The sequence below is a fragment of the Flavobacterium salmonis genome (genome assembly GCF_903819435.1).
GTDB lineage: Bacteria > Bacteroidota > Bacteroidia > Flavobacteriales > Flavobacteriaceae > Flavobacterium > Flavobacterium chungangense.
Window position 1 is genome coordinate 1 of the sequence record NZ_CAIJDP010000077.1, and the last position, 863, is coordinate 863.

The window sequence follows — 863 nt, forward strand, 5'->3', positions numbered from 1 at the left end:
GTTGGCAGTAATTTTAACGGAAATCAGAAAATTGAGACAAATCAAGACATTTAGTGATGACAGACTTGACAATATGTGTTCATATTGTGGAGAAAAACCAGACACAAGAGACCACGTTCCGTCAAAAATATTACTTGACGAACCTTTTCCTGAAAATTTACCCGTAGTTCCTTGTTGTGACAAGTGTAATCAAAGTTTTTCATTAGATGAAGAATACATTTCTTGTCTAATAGAATGTGTTTTAAACAGAACGACAAATATTGAAAATCTCAAAAGAGAAAAAATAAAAAGAATTTTTAAAGCAAAAGAAGCGTTACACCAAAAAATAAAAAATGCAATTAAGGAAATAGATGGACAAATTTATTTCAATGTTGAAATAGAAAGACTTGAAAATGTGATTTTAAAGTTAGCTAAAGGACACGCAAAATATGAAAATAGTGAACCTATGTTAGAAAATCCAAAACATTTAGCTTTTAAGACTTTACACACAATGGAACAAGATGAAATTGATAGATTTTTAGCAAATACTGAATTGACAAAGTCACCAGAAGTTGGAAGTCGAGCAATGCAAAATTTTTTAATTGATTCTAATAATAATGTAAGTTCTCATTGGACAATTGTTCAGCCAGATAAATATAGCTATTGTGTAATAGCCAATTCCGACAAATTGATTGTGAAAATAATTATTTGGAATTATCTTGTAGCAGAAATTATATGGTAAATAAAAAAACTACTGCCAACAGCCGTTACACGAGATTTGGGCATTAGGCTGAATTTAAAGATGGTTTTGTACTTGGGAAATTTGTGTTTAACCGAAAAACCTCGCATCTTTAATCCCAAACCTCGTGTAGCGCCAGAACGTT

General features: G+C 30.9%; 1 protein-coding gene. It reads left to right on the forward strand.

From position 1 onward, the window contains the following. The coding region (locus FLACHUCJ7_RS15510; protein WP_180909526.1) for a hypothetical protein at nucleotides 1–721 on the forward strand (721 nt) is incomplete at its 5' end. Nucleotides 722–863 lie beyond the last annotated feature (142 nt).